Origin of the sequence: Pseudomonas sp. FP603 (assembly GCF_030687415.1) — a bacterium.
In the GTDB taxonomy this organism is placed as follows: domain Bacteria; phylum Pseudomonadota; class Gammaproteobacteria; order Pseudomonadales; family Pseudomonadaceae; genus Aquipseudomonas; species Aquipseudomonas wuhanensis.
The window spans coordinates 5867243-5882567 of record NZ_CP117431.1 but is presented as its reverse complement, the minus strand read 5'-3'; the positions used below and the strand labels follow the sequence as shown (position 1 = coordinate 5882567).

15 protein-coding genes and 3 pseudogenes are annotated in these 15325 nt (G+C 58.6%); 3 read left to right on the top strand and 15 right to left on the bottom strand.

The features are described from left to right. Positions 1–87 precede the first annotated feature (87 nt). Together PSH65_RS27255 and cysZ are read right to left on the bottom strand one after the other, a co-directional pair. Positions 88–1287, bottom strand: a complete 1200-nt coding sequence (locus tag PSH65_RS27255; RefSeq protein ID WP_305423482.1) for a glycosyltransferase family 1 protein — start codon at positions 1285–1287, stop codon at positions 88–90. 42 nt (positions 1288–1329) lie between these two features. Then, complete coding sequence (gene cysZ / locus PSH65_RS27250) at positions 1330–2085, bottom strand: sulfate transporter CysZ (RefSeq protein WP_305423481.1); 756 nt, start codon at positions 2083–2085, stop codon at positions 1330–1332. A 315-nt stretch (positions 2086–2400) separates the two neighbouring features. Between cysZ and trxB the strand changes: the two are divergent. Next, positions 2401–3358 (top strand): annotated as a pseudogene (gene trxB / locus PSH65_RS27245) (thioredoxin-disulfide reductase). A gap of 200 nt (positions 3359–3558) precedes the next feature. Here trxB and PSH65_RS27235 read toward each other — a convergent pair. The 11 genes and pseudogenes from PSH65_RS27235 to PSH65_RS27185 form a co-directional block, all read right to left on the bottom strand. Further along, a pseudogene (locus PSH65_RS27235) lies at positions 3559–4844 on the bottom strand (NAD(P)/FAD-dependent oxidoreductase). A 162-nt stretch (positions 4845–5006) separates the two neighbouring features. Further along, entirely contained in the window at positions 5007–5840 is an 834-nt protein-coding gene (locus PSH65_RS27230; protein WP_305423476.1) for a transporter substrate-binding domain-containing protein, read from the bottom strand. A 45-nt stretch (positions 5841–5885) separates the two neighbouring features. After that, the gene (locus PSH65_RS27225; RefSeq protein WP_370694718.1) at positions 5886–6614 is read right to left on the bottom strand and encodes an amino acid ABC transporter ATP-binding protein; all 729 of its coding nucleotides are present in this window, start codon (positions 6612–6614) and stop codon (positions 5886–5888) included. A gap of 69 nt (positions 6615–6683) precedes the next feature. After that, entirely contained in the window at positions 6684–7658 is a 975-nt protein-coding gene (locus PSH65_RS27220) for an amino acid ABC transporter permease (RefSeq protein WP_305423472.1), read from the bottom strand. 250 nt (positions 7659–7908) lie between these two features. Next, a complete protein-coding gene (locus PSH65_RS27215) occupies positions 7909–9159 on the bottom strand; it encodes an aspartate aminotransferase family protein (RefSeq protein WP_305423470.1) in 1251 nt (416 codons plus the stop codon). Between the two features lie 145 nt (positions 9160–9304). Beyond that, the gene (locus PSH65_RS27210; protein ID WP_305423468.1) at positions 9305–9643 is read right to left on the bottom strand and encodes a HopJ type III effector protein; all 339 of its coding nucleotides are present in this window, start codon (positions 9641–9643) and stop codon (positions 9305–9307) included. Beyond that, the gene (locus PSH65_RS27205) at positions 9636–9932 is read right to left on the bottom strand and encodes a DUF1244 domain-containing protein (RefSeq protein WP_018927179.1); all 297 of its coding nucleotides are present in this window, start codon (positions 9930–9932) and stop codon (positions 9636–9638) included. The genes PSH65_RS27210 and PSH65_RS27205 overlap by 8 nt, the downstream gene beginning before the upstream one ends. Before the next feature lie 68 nt (positions 9933–10000). After that, complete coding sequence (gene folX / locus PSH65_RS27200) at positions 10001–10372, bottom strand: dihydroneopterin triphosphate 2'-epimerase (protein ID WP_007901645.1); 372 nt, start codon at positions 10370–10372, stop codon at positions 10001–10003. 2 nt (positions 10373–10374) lie between these two features. Beyond that, positions 10375–10950, bottom strand: a complete 576-nt coding sequence (gene folE / locus PSH65_RS27195) for a GTP cyclohydrolase I FolE (protein WP_095055672.1) — start codon at positions 10948–10950, stop codon at positions 10375–10377. Between the two features lie 22 nt (positions 10951–10972). Then, positions 10973–11683, bottom strand: coding sequence for a dihydromonapterin reductase (gene folM, locus PSH65_RS27190; RefSeq protein ID WP_305423465.1), 711 nt, complete (start codon positions 11681–11683; stop codon positions 10973–10975). Between the two features lie 170 nt (positions 11684–11853). Next, entirely contained in the window at positions 11854–12423 is a 570-nt protein-coding gene (locus PSH65_RS27185) for an antibiotic biosynthesis monooxygenase (RefSeq protein ID WP_305423463.1), read from the bottom strand. A gap of 205 nt (positions 12424–12628) precedes the next feature. On the opposite strand from PSH65_RS27185, the pseudogene PSH65_RS27180 reads away from it, so the two are divergent. Then, positions 12629–13589, top strand: a pseudogene (locus PSH65_RS27180) (MerR family transcriptional regulator). A gap of 19 nt (positions 13590–13608) precedes the next feature. Here the strand turns inward: PSH65_RS27180 and PSH65_RS27175 are convergent. Together PSH65_RS27175 and PSH65_RS27170 are read right to left on the bottom strand one after the other, a co-directional pair. Next, entirely contained in the window at positions 13609–14214 is a 606-nt protein-coding gene (locus PSH65_RS27175; protein ID WP_095055669.1) for a hypothetical protein, read from the bottom strand. A 55-nt stretch (positions 14215–14269) separates the two neighbouring features. Beyond that, positions 14270–14746 carry a PAS domain-containing protein gene (locus PSH65_RS27170; protein ID WP_305423460.1) on the bottom strand — a complete coding sequence of 159 codons (477 nt, stop codon included), beginning with the start codon at positions 14744–14746 and terminating at the stop codon, positions 14270–14272. Between the two features lie 103 nt (positions 14747–14849). On the opposite strand from PSH65_RS27170, the gene PSH65_RS27165 reads away from it, so the two are divergent. Then, entirely contained in the window at positions 14850–15305 is a 456-nt protein-coding gene (locus tag PSH65_RS27165) for a flavodoxin (RefSeq protein WP_305423459.1), read from the top strand. The last annotated feature ends 20 nt before the right edge of the window (positions 15306–15325 follow it).

The following is a 15325-nucleotide window of genomic DNA, read 5'->3' as shown; positions in this document are numbered from 1 at the left end:
TTGTGGCGGTCACATGATCTGTGAACACCCCGCAACACTGTGGGAGCGGGCTTGCCCGCGAAGACTGACTCAACATAACTAAAGATCTCAGGGGACGGTCGGCGCATTCGGAATCGCCAACTCCCCAACACAAGCCCCGCGCAACTGCCCCTCAAACTGCTCGATAATCGCCGCCCACCCCTGACGACTCGCATGCTGGCGCGCATTAAGACGTACGCAGCGCAAGGTTTCGCGCTCCTCCAGCAGCCAGCGTGCCGCATCGCAGAACGCCTCTTCATCCCCGGGCATGGCCAGTACGCCGTTGTAGCCATGGCGAATATGCTGGGCCGCCGCCGCTTGATCGTACGCCACCACCCCCAGCCCCGAGGCCAATGCCTCAAGCACCACATTGCCGAAGGTTTCGGTCAGGCTCGGAAATAGAAAAACATCCCCCGACGCATAGTGACTGGCCAAGGCTTCGCCGCGTTGTGAGCCGCAGAAAATCGCTTCGGGCAATTCCTTCTCCAGCATCGATCGTTGCGGACCATCACCGACCACAATCAATTTCATTTTTCGCTGTGGATAAGTCATTTTCAGCGTGTCGAAGCTGCGCTTGAGCAAGCCAAGATTCTTCTCCTGGGCCAGACGTCCTACGTGGATGAAAGCAATATCATCCTCGGCCAGTCCCCATTGCTCTCGCAGTGGCTTCAACCGTTTGGCTGGATGAAACAACTGGCTGTCGACGCCTCGAGAGAGCAGCGCCAAGCGCTCGAAACTGCGGCGTTCCAGTTCCAGTCGCTGGCTGGCGCTGGGCACCAGGGTCAGGGTCGAGCGGTTGTGAAACCAGCGCAGGTAGTGAGTCAGTAAGCGCGTCAGCAGCCCGAGGCCGTACTGGCTGGAGTACTGCTGAAAATTGGTATGAAAGCCGCTGACCACCGAAATCCCCAAGCGCCGTGCCGCGCGCAACGCCGACAACCCCAGCGGTCCTTCGGTGGCGATGTACAACACGTCCGGGCGATGCCGTTTCCAGCGCCGCAGCAGCTTGTGCATCGACGACTGACCCCATTGCAGGCCAGGATAACCCGGCAACGGCCAGCCTCGACACAACAGCAACTCATCGTTGCTGCCCATGAGTGGGTCGCCACCCTGACGTGGCCGCACCAACTCGACCTGATGCCCACGCGCGCGCAAACCGTCGAACAAGCGGCCAAGGGTATTGGCCACGCCGTTGATTTCCGGAGGGAAGGTTTCGGTGATCAGGGTGATATGCAGAGTTGTCGTCATGACCTCAGTGTCGGCTGAGGCCATGTCGTCATTGTGACGGTGGGAGATGATGGATTTATGACGCGATTAACGGCGCTCTGCCACCAGATTTTCCGCGCCACGCTCACGCACCCAGAACAGCGTTGCCCCAGCCACGGCCGCCGGCATCATCAGAATGTTGACCACCGGAATCAACAACACCAGATACACGCTCCCGCCGAAGCCGAGGCTCTGCCAGCGTTTCTGCCGCAGCCAGGCGAGCATTTCGTTCCAGCCGAGTTTGTGGTTATCCGCCGGGTAGTCGATGTACTGGATCGCCATCATCCACACCCCGAACAACAGCCACAGCGGCGCGGCGATGATGTTGACCACCGGGATGAACGACAGGATGAACAGCCCGATGGCCCTGGGCAGGAAGTAGCCGAGTTTGCGCATTTCCCGGGACAGGGTGCGAGGGATCATGGCGATCAGTTCGCCCCAGCTGAAGGCCGGGAAGTCGTCGGTGCCGCGCACCACCACTTCGACTTTCTCCGCGAGGAAGCCATTGAATGGCGCGGCGATGACGTTGGCCAGCATGGTGAAGGTGAAGAACACCATCAACACCACCAACACGACGAATATCGGCCAGAGGATGTAGCTGAGGAAGTTCAGCCAATCGGGCAGGGACGGCATCAGCGTATCGACCCACATACTGAACTGATGGCCGGCCAGATAGATCAATCCGACGAACAGCACCAGGTTGATCGCCAGCGGCAATAACACGAACAAGCGCAGGCTTGGGCTCAGGACCAGCTTGAGGCCCTCGCGCAGGTATTGCGGGCCAGACAGAACGGGGGCGGGCATAACGTGCTCCGAGCAAAGGGTAAACGCGCCGACCTTACCGGCTTTGCCTGACGGGCGAAAGCGCGGTAGCGGCATCGACATTAACTGTAACAAAGGCGTCTATGTATTCACCTCGATGGGATAGAGACCGCCTATGAGCTGGATTGTTAAACCGTATTTCCTTAATCTTCGCCACCTCGATACGCTGCACCCATTCTTTTACAGGACTGTCGAGCCCAAGCCTTCCCCAAGTGCTTTCAACGGTCCTTTTTTATTCCCGCCGGCAATCCGGCGTTCCGCGCCCAGTGTTTCGGGCCCGGTCAACAGGAGCAGGTCATGTCTGAAGTTCGTCATTCGCGAGTGATTATTCTCGGTTCCGGCCCTGCCGGTTACAGCGCCGCGGTCTATGCCGCCCGTGCCAACCTCAAGCCACTGCTGATCACTGGCATGCAGGCCGGCGGTCAACTGACCACCACCACCGAAGTCGACAACTGGCCGGGCGACGTCCACGGCCTGACCGGCCCGGCGCTGATGGAGCGAATGAAAGAGCACGCCGAGCGCTTTGAAACCGAGATCGTGTTCGATCACATCAATGCCGTGGACTTCGCCGCCAAGCCCTACACCCTGATTGGCGACAGCGCGACTTACACCTGCGACGCACTGATCATCGCCACCGGCGCCAGCGCTCGTTACCTGGGCCTGCCGTCGGAAGAAACGTTCATGGGCAAAGGCGTTTCGGCCTGCGCGACCTGCGACGGTTTCTTCTATCGCAACAAGCCAGTGGCTGTGGTGGGTGGCGGTAATACGGCTGTGGAAGAAGCCCTGTACCTGGCCAACATCGCCAGCACCGTAACCTTGATCCACCGTCGCGAAACGTTCCGCGCCGAGAAGATCCTGATCGACAAGCTCAATGCCCGGGTTGCCGAAGGCAAGATCGTCCTGAAGCTGAACTCGACCCTGGACGAAGTGCTGGGCGACAACATGGGCGTGACCGGTGCTCGCCTGAAGAACAACGACGGCAGCTTCGACGAGCTGAAAGTCGACGGCGTGTTCATCGCCATCGGCCACACCCCGAACACTTCGTTGTTCGAAGGCCAGCTGACGTTGAAAGACGGCTACCTGGTTGTGCAGGGCGGCCGTGACGGCAACGCCACTGCAACCAACCTCGAAGGCATCTTCGCCGCCGGTGACGTGGCTGACCACGTTTACCGTCAAGCCATCACCTCGGCCGGCGCCCGGTTGCATGGCGGCACTGGATGCCGAGCGCTACCTCGACGATCTGCAGAACGCTTGATTCTGATTTCGTAGAAAGCAAAAAAACCGGCTTCGGCCGGTTTTTTTGTGCCCACGATTTAGAGGCTGATCAAAAAACCTGTGGGAGCGTGGCTTGCCCGCGATAGCAATTGATCATTCAACATTGATGTCGACTGATACACCGCTATCGCAGGCAAGCCAGCTCCCACAGGTTTTTGTGTTACCCGAAGTCGATTGCGATCAACCGCGAAACCGTTCCTGAACAAAATCCATGACCTTCAAACGACTGGTAGATGGCATTGGCTGCAACCCGCCCGAACGGCCCACCATTCCAGTCCAGCAGATACGGTTTGAACAACTGATACCGCGCACTTTCCCCGCACACGGCTTCGGCAATGACCCTGCCACCAATCGAACCGGTATTCAGACCATGGCCACCAAACGAGGTACAGGCCCAGACGCCCGGTTCCAACAGCCCCAGGTTAGGCATTTTGTTGGTGGAATAGCCCATCAGGCCCGACCAGGCCAGTTCGATTTTTACCGGCGCCAGTTGTGGATACACCGAGACCATGTCCGCCTTGAGCATGGCCGCCAAGGCCTTTTCATTCTGTTCGTTGCGGGTGGTGATGCGTCCGCCCCAGAGCAGGCGGTCGCCTTCGACCACACGGTAGTAGTCCGAAGCGCGGCGATCATCGGAGAAGGCGGCGCCGGAATCGAGGACGTTTTTGATCGAGTCGCCCAGGTGTTCGGTGAGTACCACGTAGGTAGCGATGGGCAGGTAGGCGCGGCTGAGTTTCTGCAATTCCGGGCCGCCGTAACCGCCGGCGCAGAAACACCAGGTCCTGGCAGCGCACGGAGCCGTGAGCAGTCTGGACAATTTTATCGGTGCCCTCGCGACGCCAGGCCAGCATTTTTGAGTGTTCGAAAATCCTGCCTCCAGCCGCTTCGATGGCGAGGGCCAGGCCCAGGCAATAATTCAGCGGATGAAAGTGCAAGGCGTTCGGGTCCTCGATGCCCTGGAAATAGCGCGGGGTGTGGGCCCGTTCGCGAACCTGGGCGGTGTCGAGGTAGTTGAGTTCATAGCCGAAGTCGCGGCGCATAGTGTCGATGTGGTTTTTCACGCCAGCGCTGTCGTCGTAACGCTTGACTCGAATCGTGCCAGCGGACGGATCGCAGCCGGTCAGAGCCAGTTCGGCGATGTTGTGCCGCACTATTTCCACGCCTTCGACGGACATTTTAAACAGCGCCCTGGCCTGTTCCAGTCCAAGTTTTTTGCGGATCGCCCCGGACCCTTCAGCCCAACCCGGCGAGACCACGCCGCCATTGCGACCAGACGCGCCCCAAGCGACTTGATGGGCTTCGAGGATGACCACGCGTTTACCGCGCCGGGTCAGTTCCAGGGCGGCGGTAAGGCCCGCGATCCCGGCGCCGATGATGCAGACGTCGCAGGTTTCGTGAGTATTCAGTTCGGACCTGGCCGCGCGGGGCAACGAGGTTTGGGAGTACCAGGTGGTGGGGAAGGACATGCTGAATCCTTGACAAGTTGCCGGTCAATGAAGCGAACGCCTGGCTTTTGTGGGAGCGAGCCTGCTCGCGATGGCGGTCGAACATTCAACATTGATACTGAATGTTATGGCCTCATCGCGAGCAGGCTCGCTCCCACAGGTGGGCGGTGTGATCGAGGTCGGTTACTTGACCGTCGAGTAGTCCACGCCGTACCACTTGGTCGACAGCTTGGTCAGCGTCCCGTCCTTGTGCATCGCGCCGATGATTTCACCGAGTTTGGCTTTCAACTCCGGGTCACCCTTGTCGGTGGCGACGGCCAGTGGTTCGTAGAACACCACACCGTTGTCGACAGCCCGCAGCGGATAATTCTTCTTGATGGCAGCTTCCAGCGTGCTGCGCTGAGTGAGGATGCCATCGAGCCGAACGCCATCGCCCAGGCGCAAGTCATCCAGCGGCCCGAGGGAACCGGCATAGGTCTTCACCTTTTTGGTCTGTACGTCGTAGGCGACGGGCGGCATGTCCGTCGCTTCGATGGCCAGCGCCTGGTTCAGGTAATCCTCGGAAGTGGTGCCGCCTTCGACACCGATCGTCTTGCCATTGAGGGCTTTGTGGTCGGTGAGTGTGGATTTGTTGTGAACTGCAAACACGTAGGGCACGTAGTAATAGGTCGCGGGAAAGTCGAGGATCCGTGCGCGACTTTTGGTGGCGGTCATCGAGCCCACGGACATGTCCCAGCGCCCGTTCCACTTGCCGGCGGTGATCACGTCCCAGTCGGGGGTGATGAACTTGACCGAGACGCCGAGACGCTTGGCGATCTCCTTGGAAACGTCGATGTCGAACCCGTCGATTTCATTCTTGTCGTTGATAAAACCCTGGGGTGGCCAGGTTGCCGAAGTGGCGACGGTCATGGTTTTGCTGCTTTGGATTTTGTCCAGTACGGCTCCGGCGTTGGCGGCGCCGACGAACAACAGCGACAGGGTGGCTGCGAGAGTTAGTACGTGTTTTTTACTGAGCATGTTCATCTCCACTTCTCGTTATTGTTATGCGGGGTAAAGCAGTTCTCAGTGACCGATGATTTGCGACAGGAATTGCTGCGCGCGTTCGGTCTGCGGGTTGTTGAAAAATTCGTCAGGGGTGGCTTGTTCGATGACCTGGCCCTGGTCCATGAACAGCACGCGGTCGGCGACCTTGCTGGCAAAACCCATTTCGTGGGTCACGCAAATCATGGTCATGCCGTCGGTGGCCAACTCGCCCATCACGTCCAGCACTTCGTGGACCATTTCCGGGTCCAGCGCCGAGGTCGGCTCGTCGAACAACATGACTTTGGGGTTCATGCACAGCGCTCGCGCAATCGCCACTCGCTGCTGCTGACCGCCGGACAATTGCGACGGGTATTTGTGCGCATGCTCGGCAATTCGCACGCGCTCCAGATAAACCTGTGCGCGCTTTTTCGCCTCGGCAGACGACACGCCTTGCACCAGTTGCGGGGCCAGGGTCAGGTTGTCCATCACGCTCAAGTGCGGGAACAGGTTGAAACTCTGGAACACCATGCCGATCTCCCGGCGTACGGCACTGACACTGTCTGCCTCGCTGGTGAGGGTGATGCCGTTGACTTGAATGTGGCCTTTCTGGAAGTTCTCCAGGTGGTTGATGCAACGAATCATCGTCGACTTGCCCGAGCCCGATGGCCCGCACACCACCAGAATTTCACCCGTGGCGACGTTCAGGTCGACATCGCGCAAGGCGTGAAAATTGCCATACCACTTGTTCAGGCCAGTGATGGAAATCATCGAGGGGCTGGTCTGCGCAGCAGGTGCCAGGTCGAGTCGTTCAGCGGTATTGGTTCGAGTCATCACGCATCAACCCCTTGCAATGGATCGGTTGACCCGTTTTTCGATTCGCGCCTGCACCCGTTCAAGGATGAACGACAGGGCCCAGTAGATCATGGCGGCGGTGATCAGCATTTCCAGGTGGCGAAAGTCCGCACGGCCCTGGGTCTTGGCCAGGTACATCAGTTCCCAGACGCCGATCACCGACACCAGCGAACTGTCCTTGAGCATGGCGATGAACTGGTTGCCGGTGGGCGGGATAATCACCCGCAAGGCTTGCGGCATGATCACCCGGCTCAGGGTCTTGAACGGGTTGATGCCCAGCGCCCGTGAGGCTTCCCACTGGCCCACCGGAATACTCTGGATACCCGCACGGAAAATCTCTGTCATGTAGGCGCCGTAGCACAGCGACAATGCCAGGATGCCGGCCGGCACCGCGTCGACCACGTAGCCCAGTTGCGGCAGTCCCAGGTAAATCAGATAGATCTGGATCAGCAGCGGAACACCGCGGAAGAACGACGTGTAAAACGAGGCGATGGCATTGGCCAAGCCATTGTTCGACAGCTTGGCCACGGCACCGATCAACGCCAGCACGAAGGCAATCACAATCGCGATGGCGGAGATGTACAGCGTGGTGGCAGCACCCTGGATGATCAGGAAACCGATCTTGTCGAGGATGAAGCTGTAGGAGAGGTCGAACGTGTCGAAGAAGGCCAGGAACAGGATCAGCAATTCGATCCAGACCACGGTGGTCTGCACCTTGAACTTCAAGCGCCCGAGGACGTGGAAGTTCAGCGTGCCCAGTGTGGCAATCGCCAGACCGATGGCGATATTGCGAGCGGTCAGGCCGTCCGGGGCATTGCCCAACAGCGGATGCAGGAAATGACTGAGGGCGCTGTTACCCAGGTTCATCAGGTAGGAACCGAGGAACAGCACCACGGCTACGCCAAGCAGGAACTGAGGATCATTGGACTTTTTCTTATAAATTATATTGTCGTGATACATGACTGCCTCAGGCTTGTAGGTGGTAGTGATCTCGCTAGATAAAAGGGGTATTTGGTAGATGCTTTTGTAGGAGCCAGGCTTGCCGGCGAAGGCGATCTTGAGGACGCCTTCGCCGGCAAGCCTGGCTCCTACGAGTCCGGTTCGTCTTAACCGATCAGCGTTAGGTGTATCTGGTGAGTATTGCGACGCAAAATCGGGGACTACAAGCGAACATAATTCGCTACGTCAGTCCCGGATCGCAGTTTGCGGTTCAGGAAAGCTTCGCCAGGCATGCCTCAAGGATATCCAGCCCTTCCTCCAGCACGGCGGCCTCAGTGGTCAATGGCGCCAGCAGCCGAATGATGTGTCGCGACTTGCCGCTGGGCATCAGCAGCAAACCCGAATCGCGCGCGAGAGCCAGCAGTTGTGTCAGTTGCGCCGAGGCCGGTGTGCCGTCGGTATTGATCAGCTCGATGCCGCGCATGGCACCGACGCCGGTCAAGCGGCCCAGATACGGTGACAGTTCGCGGGCTCGCCAGGATTCGTAGCGGCTGACAATCGCCTCTTCCTGTTGCGTGCCCCAGGCGTGCAGATGCGTGTCAGTCATTTCGTCCAGGGTCGCCAACGCGGCGGCGCAGGCGATGGGATTGCCCGAATAGGTACCGCCCAATCCGCCCTTGGGCAAGTTGTCGAGTAGCGACTTGCGCCCGACAACCGCACCCAGCGGCACGCCGCCGGCAATGCTTTTGCCCAGCAGGATCAGGTCCGGTTCAATGCCCAGTCGCGAGAACGCAAACCGCTGGCCGGTGCGGCCGAAGCCGGACTGGATTTCATCGGCGATCAGCAGGATGCCTTTGTCATCACAGAAGCGTCGCAGCGCCTGGGCAAATTCCACGTCCATCGCCAGGAAACCCGCCTCGCCCTGCACCGGTTCGACGATAAAACAGGCCACGTCATCAACATCGATCTCGACGCTGAACAGCCGTTCCATGGCTTTCAGGGCCTCGGCGCAGGTCACGTCATTGTCTTTGCTGGGGAAGGGCAGGTGAAACACCGGCCCAGGCAGCACACCGACTTTCTGTTTGTAGGGCGCGACTTTGCCGTTGAGGTTGAGGGTGGCGAGCGTACGGCCGTGAAAGGCGCCGTCGAAGGCGATGACTGCCGTGCGCCCGGTAGCGCCACGGACGATCTTCAGGGCGTTTTCCGCCGCTTCCGCGCCGCTGTTGGTGAGCATGCCGCTGACCGGGTAATCCACCGCAATAAACGCCGTCAGGCGATCCATGAGTTCGAGGTAAGGCACATGCGGGGCGGCGTTGAACGCGTAGTGGGTCAGTCGGGTGGCCTGTTCGCAAATGGCCTCGACGATGCGCGGATGGCAATGACCGAGGTTCAGCACGCCGATACCACCGACAAAATCGATGTAGCGTTTGCCGTCGGTGTCCCAGACCTCGGCGTTTTTACCGTGGCTGAGCGTGACGGGATGAACGATGTTGATTGACCGACTGATGTTTTCGCTGCTCATGGATACCGGACTCAGAAGAAGGGATGCTTCTTTTTATCTAAGCCGCGAGCAGAGGTGCCCGGCAAACGAAATAAAGTTGCCGGGTCAATCTTAAAAGTCGGGATGTGCCCTGATACCGATCGATGGCGCCACAGGCGGGCTTCAGTCAGCGGCGAGTCAGCGGCTGCTGCGCGAACTTCACTCCCGCCAGACCATGGGTAATCAGCGCCCGGATATTGCCGTGATCGCTGCCTTCCGGCGTCGCAACCACCGAGCGGTAATGCTCGCCAAATGCCAACAGCGCTTCTTCATCGCTCAGGCCTTCCAGCAATGCCAGACCCAGGGTCTTGCACGAACCTTCGTTCTGCCCTGCGGCGTTTTCCACGCCGCCGTTATTGAACGACTGGGGCTGATAGTCGTAACCGGCAGCGATGAATGCCAGGGTATCGGCGAAAGCATGTTCGCCGCTCTTGAGGCTGGCGCGCAGGGTGTTCAAATCACTCATTGGGTTTTCCTTTGGCGAACGCCGCTTGCTGGTCGGCGCTGGCTTCTTTCTGGTATTGGGCTTTCCACTCGGCGTACGGCATGCCGTAAACCACTTCGCGGGCTTCGTCGAGGCTGACGTCGATCTGGCGTTCATCGGCGGCGGCCTTGTACCACTTGGACAGGCAGTTGCGGCAGAAACCCGAGAGGTTCATCAGGTCGATGTTCTGCACGTCCTTGCGGCTGTCCAGGTGGGCAACCAGCCGGCGAAAGGCGGCGGCTTCAAGTTCCAGGCGTTGTTGATCGTTCATGATGGGCTCTGTGCAATCAAATCGTGGCGCGGATGATAGAAGCCTGGCGACCGATGCGCCAGACGCGGTCAGCGGCTTGCGGCCAGGGTAATCGATACCGACTCGGCGAAGCGCAAGGCATGGGGCTTGTCGACTTCGACTTCGGCGTACAGCACCGACTCGTTGACCATGATCAGGTCCAGCAATTCCTGGGTCAGGCGTTCGAGCAGGGCAAAGCGATTGCCCTCCACGTGGGCGATGATCGCCTTGGTGATGGTGCGGTAATTCAACGCGTGATCGATATCGTTGTCACGCACTGCATCCTGGGCGGCATACAGGATGGTCAGGTTGATCAGCACATCCTGCTTGTTGAGGATTTCGTCCTCGTTGATCCCGATGAAAGTTCGCAAACACAGGTCCTTGACCCGGATGCGTGCCATTCCTGGTTGAAGTTGTGGCATTGCTACTTGCTCCGTCCAATCAATTGCAGGAACTCCTGGCGGGTGTTGCTCGACTCGCGGAAGGCGCCGAGCATCACCGAGGTGTTCATGGTCGAATTCTGTTTTTCGACGCCGCGCATCATCATGCACATGTGCTGGGCTTCGATGACCACCGCGACACCGGCGGCGTCGGTCACTTGCTGCACGGCGTCGGCGATTTGCCGGGTGAGGTTTTCCTGGATTTGCAGTCGGCGGGCGAACATATCCACAAGCCGTGCAATCTTCGACAGGCCCAGCACCTTGCCCGTTGGAATATAAGCCACATGAGCCTTGCCGATGAAGGGCAGCATGTGATGTTCACAAAGCGAGTACAGCTCGATGTTGTCGACGATGATCATTTCATCGTTGTCGGAGGCAAACAGTGCGCCGTTGACGATTTCTTCGACACTTTGCTCGTAACCATGACACAGGTATTGCATCGCCTTGGCGGCGCGAACCGGGGTGTCTTGCAGTCCTTCGCGGTCGGGGTTTTCACCGAGGCCGATCAGGATCTCGCGATAGCTCTGGGACAGGGTGTTTTGAGGCAGGAATAACGTCATGGGACATCCTCGCGGGAGCGGCTTATTTGACGTGCCGTCCGCCGTTGACGGTCAGGGTCGTGCCGGTGACATAAGGGTTGTCGAGCAGATAGCGCAGGCTCTGGTAAATCACTTCGCTGCCGGGCTCGATGCCCAGTGCCGATTTGGCCAGAACCCTGGCGCGATATGCCGCGTCGTCGTCGGGATTGAACAGTAGCAGGGCTGGGGCGATACCGTTGACCTTGATGCCGGGCGCGTATTTCGCGGCAAAGGACAGGGTCAGGCTGTCGAGCCCGGCTTTGCTGGCACAGTAGCCGATGTGCTTGCTGCTGCCCCTGCGGGTCACGTCATCGCTGATGTGCACGATGTCGGCGGGGCTCGAGCGTTTGAGCAAGTCGGCACAGTGCAGGTTGATCAGGTAAGGCGCCAGCATGTGCACGCTGAACATTTGGGTGAAGGCTGCGGCCTCGGTGCCCGGGGTTTCGGCCAGCCATTCGGAGGCGTTATGGACAATCGCCCGCAAACTGTCGGTGTGGTTTTTCAGTTCGCCGATGAACGCGAGGATTCCGGTCTCGCTGGAAAAATCCGCAAACACCGCGGTCGCCCCCAGATCGCGCAGGGCTTGCACACCAGGCCGTTCGCTGCGGTAGCTGAAAATGACCGGATGGCCGTCTTCGAGCAAACGCTGCGCACAGTGCAGGCCGACACGCTGGCCGGCACCGGTGATGAGGATTGGGGCTGCGGTAGAGGTCATGAACGGCTCGCGTCGCGGTAAGAGCAAAACTATACCAGCGACGGGAGTTGTTCACCTACGTCCTGCGATGGCCTTGCCTTTGTAGGAGCGAGGCTTGCCCGCGAAGGGAACGACTCGGTCTATCTGTCAAACCGCGTCATCGTTCTTCGCGGGCAAGCCTCGCTCAGGGGTTACTGATTTTGAGTGGATGGTTCCCCGGGCAACGGTCGTTGCGGGGGGGTATGCAGCCAGCCGGCCAGCAGACGAGTCGAGAGCGGAATAAAGAAATACACCATCAATGGTGTCAGGCACAGGGTGCTGACAAACACGCGGGTCAGCAAACCTGTCTCAGCCAGTAGAGGCCCCAATACAAAGTTGAACAACAGGGACACCGGAAAGAACGCCAGCCAGATGGCCACAGCCTGTTTCCAGCGTGGTGGACGTTGACCGACCGCACCGAACCAGCCATCGATGCCACTGACCCGATGTTCTGACGGGTTGGCAAACAGATCACTGCCGCGTCCCAGCCAGGCAGTGCGCGATGCGGAATGCTCCCAGGCGTGCATGGTCTGCTCGTCGGCGAAGCGGAAGATAATCTGGAATTCGTCATCGTCGGGCGGCGGAGCGAGCACGCCGGAGCCGAGGTAACCGGGGAAGTCGGTGGCCAGTTGTTCGCCTTCGCGTAACCAGGCCATGAGGTCCTGATAACGCCCATTGGCGACGCGGCGCGCAACCATCAGCGTGACGGGGGAGGTAGACATTTTGTATCTCCGTATTACAAATGCGTCGCTCCGGGTAGGAGCTTTCGCTGGACACAACGCCGGGGTGGTGGGCTGCGTCTCGGAACAAGCAAGGATTATTCCTGATTTTGCTGATAACGTCAGCGACGTTCGTCGCAGATCAACGTCTTGAATTCTCATGGAATATGAGGTTTAAAATGGGATCCAATTCATATGTGGACATCGAATGCCTGTGCTGACTGATGTTGCGCCTGGGTTGCCACCCATCACCTCCCTGATTCGAGAAGAGCTGTTTCCGATTCGTGAGGTAGCGCGCCTGACGGGGGGTGAATCCGGTCACGCTCCGCGCATGGGAACGGCGATACGGTCTGATACAACCCACGCGCACCGAAAGCGGGCACCGTTTGTATTCGATGACCGATATCGAGCGTGTTCACAGCATCCTCGGCTGGATAGAACGCGGCGTCGCGGTCAGCAAGGTCGGCAAGATACTGGCCAAGACCGAACCGCTCAAGGTGCTGGCGCAGGTCATCCCCAACGAATTCGTTCAAGCCGACTACGGCCAATGGCAGCAGCAGGTCAAGGCGGCGGTGAGTGTTTTTGACGAAGTTCAACTGGAGCAAGTCTACGGTCAGATTTTTTCCAGTTACCCGCTGACGGTGGTATTTCAGGACATTCTGATTCCGGTCTGGAAGCTATTGCTACAACGCCATGACGCGTTCGGTCAGACCAGCGAATGGCTTTTTCTGGATGGTTTTCTACGTTCTCGAGTGTTGCAACGCCTGCTGCTGGTGCGAGTCATGCAACCGCGACGTGTGATTGTCTGCGCCCTGGCCGATCAATGTCGTGAGCTCGATGTGCTGGTCACGGCGCTGTATCTGAGCAGTGTCGATTCGGCTATTCAGTTGTTGGCGATCGGTCAGCCTTTCGACGAGTTGATCCTGGTCTGTGAGAAGATCAGGCCCAAGGCACTGGTGCTGGTTTCCAATCACGCGCCGGCCGGCGAATTGCCTCGACGTTTGAAACGCTTGGCCATGAGCCTGGATTGTCAGGTGTTGCTGGCCGGGGATGCATCGGACCTGGCACAGGAGAGCCTGGCCGGATCATCGGTCGGTTGTCTGGGAAACGAGGGAGTGTTAATGCGCCAGCGTCTGAAACAGTTCCTGGCGGGAAACCTGGATACCTGAACGTAGGTAGACGCAGAGATCAGATATGCAGTGCGGGATGGGTCAGGCGATGTTGCTGAAGGATGTACTGACGCAGACGTTCGGTTTCGTCCGTGTCGCTCTGGCTCAACTCATAGGCGTAGAAACCCTGCTCGGTTTCACGCTCAAAGGTGCCGCGCAACGCAATCCGCTCATAGCCTGACGGGCTGAACCACAACGCGAAGTGCTTTGGCGCCTTGGTCTTGTTGCGAACTTCCAGCAACACCCCTTTGAACGATATTTCATGCACCCACATCGTGCCGGGTTGCCCCTTGGCATTTTCCAGCGCCACGGGCTCTTCGAGCGCCAGGCGCCATGGCCGAATCATCGGTCCGTCTTCATAGATGCTGGGGACGCCGAGGCGTAGATGCATTGCGTGAAATTCATCTTCCACCAAGTGCAGCGGGAAGGTCATTTGCTGATTTTCGAAAGTGGCCTGGATGGTGACTTGTTCATGAGCGGCCAGGCGTGTGAGCAAATCACGAATCTGCGAACCACCGTTGACGAGCAGGCTCGACGTCGCATCCCGCACATTGAGTTGCGGGTTGTGTTGCATGTTCTGGATAAAATCCAGCTCATCCTGCGTCAGGAGTGCGTCGCGCTGCATGATTTTGCTCGAAAGGAATAATTACAAAGTCATCGGTGATTGTAGTAAATGACCACTAATTCGCTGATTGGTTTGAGCCGTTCGTCGCTTTGAGTGCGACAATTTCTGCCTGTGCCTCGGCCAATTGCGCTTCCAGCTGCGCGACTCGCTGCTGCGCCTTGACCTGAACCGTGACGTCTTTCTGCACCCCGACGAAATAGGTCTGCCCGTCGTGCGGGTTTTTTACCGTGGAAAGCGACAGTTCATTCCAGAACGGGGTGCCGTCCTTGCGGTAATTCCTGAGGATTTCCCGGCAGGAGCCACCACTGCCCAACGCCTGCCGAATCGAGGCGAGGGCTGCCTGATCCCGGTCTCCTGCCTGCAAAAAGCGGCAATCCTGGTAGAGGATTTCTTCGCTGCTATAACCGGTCAGGCGTTCGAACGCCGGGTTTACGTAAATCAGGATGTTGTCTTGCTCGCCTTCCTTTTCAGCAATCACGATGCCGTCGTTGGACGCGTCGATCACCATGTGCAGCAGAGAGGCATTGATCATCGCAGAGTCCTTTGCATATGGATTGATACGTTGCATTCTAAAAGATCAATGAGGACGGTGCTGTTAATATCTCCTACTTTTATTTAGATTCAGGATCAGATTGATGAAAGTCGCCATCCTTTCCGGCTCGGTGTACGGCACGGCTGAAGAAGTCGCCCGTCACGCTGCAAGTATTTTGAACGCCGCCGGTTTTGAAATCTGGCATAACCCACGCGCGACACTCGCCGATGTTCTGGCATTTGGCCCCGAAGCATTTCTGGCGGTGACCTCGACCACCGGTATGGGCGAGTTGCCGGACAACCTGCAACCGCTGTATTTCGCCATCCGCGATCAATTGCCCGCCGCCTGGCGTGGTTTGCCGGGCGCGGTGATCGGTTTGGGCGACTCCAGTTATGGCGATACGTTCTGCGGCGGCGGTGAGCAAATGCGTGAGTTGTTCGGCGAACTGGGCGTGCGCGAAGTCCTGCCGATGCTGCGCCTGGACGCCAGCGAAACCGTGACGCCGGAAACCGACGCTGAGCCTTGGCTGGCGGAACTGGTCAGCGTTTTGCGGGGCTGACCAGCCGCTCGCGTTTTTAT